Below are 5,235 nucleotides of genomic sequence, written 5' to 3' on the forward strand. Positions count from 1 at the left end.
CAAAACGGAGAGTTTGATCCTGGCTCAGGATGAACGCTGGCGGTATGCTTAACACATGCAAGTCGAACGGTGTCTTCGGACACAGTGGCGGACGGGTGAGTAACGCGTGAGAATCTGGCTTCAGGTCTGGGACAACCACTGGAAACGGTGGCTAATACCGGATGTGCCCTTTGGGGTGAAAGATTAATTGCCTGAAGATGAGCTCGCGTCTGATTAGCTAGTAGGTGTGGTAAAGGCGCACCTAGGCGACGATCAGTAGCTGGTCTGAGAGGACGATCAGCCACACTGGGACTGAGACACGGCCCAGACTCCTACGGGAGGCAGCAGTGGGGAATTTTCCGCAATGGGCGAAAGCCTGACGGAGCAATACCGCGTGAGGGAGGAAGGCTCTTGGGTCGTAAACCTCTTTTCTCAGGGAAGAACACAATGACGGTACCTGAGGAATAAGCATCGGCTAACTCCGTGCCAGCAGCCGCGGTAATACGGAGGATGCAAGCGTTATCCGGAATGATTGGGCGTAAAGCGTCCGCAGGTGGCTGTGTAAGTCTGCTGTTAAAGAGTCTAGCTCAACTAGATACAAGCAGTGGAAACTACACGGCTAGAGTACGTTCGGGGCAGAGGGAATTCCTGGTGTAGCGGTGAAATGCGTAGAGATCAGGAAGAACACCAGTGGCGAAGGCGCTCTGCTAGGCCGTAACTGACACTGAGGGACGAAAGCTAGGGGAGCGAATGGGATTAGATACCCCAGTAGTCCTAGCCGTAAACGATGGATACTAGGCGTGGCTTGTATCGACCCGAGCCGTGCCGTAGCTAACGCGTTAAGTATCCCGCCTGGGGAGTACGCCGGCAACGGTGAAACTCAAAGGAATTGACGGGGGCCCGCACAAGCGGTGGAGTATGTGGTTTAATTCGATGCAACGCGAAGAACCTTACCAAGGCTTGACATGTCGCGAATCTTCTTGAAAGAGAAGAGTGCCTTCGGGAGCGCGAACACAGGTGGTGCATGGCTGTCGTCAGCTCGTGTCGTGAGATGTTGGGTTAAGTCCCGCAACGAGCGCAACCCTCGTTTTTAGTTGCCAGCATTAAGTTGGGCACTCTAGAGAGACTGCCGGTGACAAACCGGAGGAAGGTGGGGATGACGTCAAGTCAGCATGCCCCTTACGCCTTGGGCTACACACGTACTACAATGCTCCGGACAGAGGGCAGCAAGCATGCGAATGCAAGCAAATCCCGTAAACCGGAGCTCAGTTCAGATCGCAGGCTGCAACTCGCCTGCGTGAAGGAGGAATCGCTAGTAATTGCAGGTCAGCATACTGCAGTGAATTCGTTCCCGGGCCTTGTACACACCGCCCGTCACACCATGGAAGCTGGTAGTGCCCGAAGTCATTACTCCAACTGTTCGCAGAGGAGGATGCCTAAGGCAGGACTGGTGACTGGGGTGAAGTCGTAACAAGGTAGCCGTACCGGAAGGTGTGGCTGGATCACCTCCTTTTTAGGGAGACCTACACCCCTTACATATCGAAAAGCAAACAGCTATATAGATAGTAAGTTGGTCATTCCTAGGTCGGTCGCAGACATTTGCAATACGTTCAACGCTTTCAAACTATGATGAAGGTTCGTTTATGGGCTATTAGCTCAGGTGGTTAGAGCGCACCCCTGATAAGGGTGAGGTCCCTGGTTCGAGTCCAGGATGGCCCACCTGAATCAATTAAAAATGTAGAATTAGAAATTAAAAATGAAATAAATTAAATTTTTAATTTTTAATTATCAATTTTTAATTGTATCTGGGGGTTTAGCTCAGTTGGTAGAGCGCCTGCTTTGCAAGCAGGATGTCAGCGGTTCGAGTCCGCTAACCTCCACCTGTGGCGGTTGCCACTGATTAAAAATATTGAGAGTTCAGCAACATGACTTTCGGGTCAGACTGCTGAGAATGTTCTCAGCCAGAACCTTGAAAACTGCATAGTAACGCGAAAATAGCAGGCAGACACAGACATTCTTAGTGCTGAGTGCTGAGTGCTGAGTACTGAGTAAAATCAGTGCGAAGTGACGAGGTAAGCAGAACTAACTATTTGTGAATGCAAGTCATTAAAAGACCAAATATTTGAGTGGTCAAGCTAATAAGGGCTAACGGTGGATACCTAGGCACACAGAGGCGATGAAGGACGTGGTTACCGACGATATGCTCCGGGGAGTTGGAAGCAAACTTTGATCCGGAGATTTCCGAATGGGGCAACCCTATATACTACCTGCTGAATATATAGGCAGGAGAGAGCCAACCCAGCGAATTGAAACATCTTAGTAGCTGGAGGAAGAGAAATCAATTAAGAGATTCCCTAAGTAGTGGTGAGCGAAAGGGGAAGAGCCTAAACCAAAAGATTTATCTTTTGGGGTAGTGGGACAGCGATATCGAATCTAGAGGCTAGACGAAGCAGCTAAATACTGCACCAAAGAAGGTGAAAGTCCTGTAGTCGAAAGTCAAAGGATAGTAGCTGAATCCCGAGTAGCATGGGGCACGAGGAATCCCATGTGAATCAGCGAGGACCACCTCGTAAGGCTAAATACTACTGTGTGACCGATAGTGAACCAGTACCGCGAGGGAAAGGTGAAAAGAACCCCGGAAGGGGAGTGAAATAGAACATGAAACCGTTAGCTTACAAGCAGTGGGAGGACTATTCAAAGTCTGACCGCGTGCCTGTTGAAGAATGAGCCGGCGACTTATAGGCACTGGTAGGTTAAAGCGAGAATGCTGGAGCCAAAGGGAAACCGAGTCTGAAAAGGGCGATAATCAGTGTTTATAGACCCGAACCCTGGTGATCTAACCATGGCCAGGATGAAGCTTGGGTAACACCAAGTGGAGGTCCGCACCGACTGATGTTGAAAAATCAGCGGATGAGCTGTGGTTAGGGGTGAAATGCCAATCGAACCAGGAGCTAGCTGGTTCTCCCCGAAATGTGTTTAGGCGCAGCGGTAATGATTATATCTGGGGGGTAAAGCACTGTTTCGGTGCGGGCTGGGAGACCGGTACCAAATCGAGACAAACTCTGAATACCCAGAGCACACATTGCCAGTGAGACAGTGGGGGATAAGCTTCATTGTCAAGAGGGAAACAGCCCAGACCACCAGCTAAGGTCCCCAAATCATCGCTAAGTGATAAAGGAGGTGAGAGTGCACAGACAACTAGGAGGTTTGCCTAGAAGCAGCCACCCTTGAAAGAGTGCGTAATAGCTCACTAGTCAAGCGCTCTCGCGCCGAAAATGAACGGGGCTAAGCGATGTACCGAAGCTGTGGGATTAACTTATGTTAATCGGTAGGGGAGCGTTCCGTCGTAGGTAGAAGCAGTAGCGGCAAGCAGCTGTGGACGAAACGGAAGTGAGAATGTCGGCTTGAGTAGCGCAAATATTGGTGAGAATCCAATACCCCGAAACCCTAAGGTTTCCTCCGCCAGGTTCGTCCCCGGAGGGTTAGTCAGGACCTAAGGCGAGGCCGAACGGCGTAGTCGATGGACAACGGGTTAAAATTCCCGTACTGATTGTAGGTTGTGCAGAGGGACGGAGAAGATGAATGTCAGCCGGATGTTGGTTACCGGTTCAAGCGTCGAGATGTTGAGAGACGGCGAAAACGTTTCGAGTTGAGGCGTGAGTACGACCCGCTACGGCGGGGAAGTGGCATAGTCTAGCTTCCAAGAAAAGCTCTAAACACGTTAACTTACAGTTACCTGTACCCGAAACCGACACAGGTAGGGAGGTTGAGAATACCAAGGGGCGCGAGATAACTCTCTCTAAGGAACTCGGCAAAATGGCCCCGTAACTTCGGAAGAAGGGGTGCCCACCTAAGACGTGGGTCGCAGTGAAGAGATCCAGGCGACTGTTTACCAAAAACACAGGTCTCCGCAAAGTCATAAAGACGCAGTATGGGGGCTGACGCCTGCCCAGTGCCGGAAGGTTAAGGAAGTTGGTCAGGGGGCAACCTTGAAGCTAGCGACCGAAGCCCCGGTGAACGGCGGCCGTAACTATAACGGTCCTAAGGTAGCGAAATTCCTTGTCGGGTAAGTTCCGACCCGCACGAAAGGCGTAACGATCTGGATGGTGTCTCAGAGAGAGACTCGGCGAAATAGGAATGTCTGTGAAGATACGGACTGCCTGCACCTGGACAGAAAGACCCTATGAAGCTTTACTGTAGCCTGGAATTGTGTTCGGGCTTGGCTTGCGCAGGATAGGTGGGAGGCGATGAAGTATTCCTTGTGGGGAGTATGGAGCCAACGGTGAGATACCACTCTGGCGAAGCTAGAATTCTAACCCATGACCATTATCTGGTCAGGGAACAGTTTCAGGTGGGCAGTTTGACTGGGGCGGTCGCCTCCTAAAAGGTAACGGAGGCGCGCAAAGGTTCCCTCAGCACGCTTGGAAACCGTGCGGCGAGTGTAAAGGCATAAAGGGAGCTTGACTGCAAGACTGACAAGTCGAGCAGGTACGAAAGTAGGCCTTAGTGATCCGACGGCGCAGAGTGGAATGGCCGTCGCTCAACGGATAAAAGTTACTCTAGGGATAACAGGCTGATCTCCCCCAAGAGTCCACATCGACGGGGAGGTTTGGCACCTCGATGTCGGCTCATCGCAACCTGGGGCGGAAGTACGTCCCAAGGGTTGGGCTGTTCGCCCATTAAAGCGGTACGTGAGCTGGGTTCAGAACGTCGTGAGACAGTTCGGTCCATATCCGGTGCAGGCGTAAGAGCATTGAGAGGAGTCCTCCTTAGTACGAGAGGACCGGGAGGAACGCACCGCTGGTGTACCAGTTATCGTGCCAACGGTAAACGCTGGGTAGCCAAGTGCGGAGCGGATAACCGCTGAAAGCATCTAAGTGGGAAGCCCACCTCAAGATGAGTGCTCTCACCACGTAAGTGGGTAAGGTCACGGGAAGAACACCCGTTCTTAGGCGGTAGGTGGAAGTACAGCAATGTATGTAGCCGAGCCGTGCTAACAGACCGAGGGCTTGACCTCACAACTCATTTGGTTTCGTGTTACTGTGCAGTCTTCAGGGTTTCTGAAGTATTAGAAATGTAAAATTTCACAAGTCATTTTTAATTTTACATTTTTAATTTTTAACTCCCATCAGGTTTTCCTGGTGTCTATTGCGCGGTGGAACCACACTGAACCCTTCCCGAACTCAGAGGTGAAACGCTGCTGCGGCCACGATAGTTTAGGGGTAGCCCTACGCAAAAATAGCTCGATGCCAGGTT

Annotated in this window: 2 tRNA genes and 3 rRNA genes; all 5 read left to right on the top strand. The window is 51.3% G+C overall.

Going from position 1 to position 5,235, the window contains the following annotated elements:
- Position 1 precedes the first annotated feature (1 nt).
- Positions 2 to 1,492, top strand: a 16S ribosomal RNA gene (locus H6G26_RS41705).
- Between the two features lie 132 nt (positions 1,493 to 1,624).
- Positions 1,625 to 1,698 (top strand) — tRNA-Ile (locus tag H6G26_RS41710).
- 88 nt (positions 1,699 to 1,786) lie between these two features.
- Positions 1,787 to 1,859: transfer RNA gene (locus tag H6G26_RS41715), tRNA-Ala, on the top strand.
- Positions 1,860 to 2,107: 248 nt separating this feature from the next.
- A 23S ribosomal RNA gene (locus tag H6G26_RS41720) occupies positions 2,108 to 4,996 on the top strand.
- A gap of 120 nt (positions 4,997 to 5,116) precedes the next feature.
- Positions 5,117 to 5,234, top strand: a 5S ribosomal RNA gene (rrf, locus tag H6G26_RS41725).
- Together the 16S, 23S and 5S rRNA genes with 2 tRNA genes alongside form the textbook arrangement of a ribosomal RNA operon.
- Position 5,235: the final 1 nt, after the last annotated feature.

Source organism: Nostoc sp. FACHB-888 (genome assembly GCF_014696655.1).
Lineage (GTDB): Bacteria > Cyanobacteriota > Cyanobacteriia > Cyanobacteriales > Nostocaceae > Nostoc.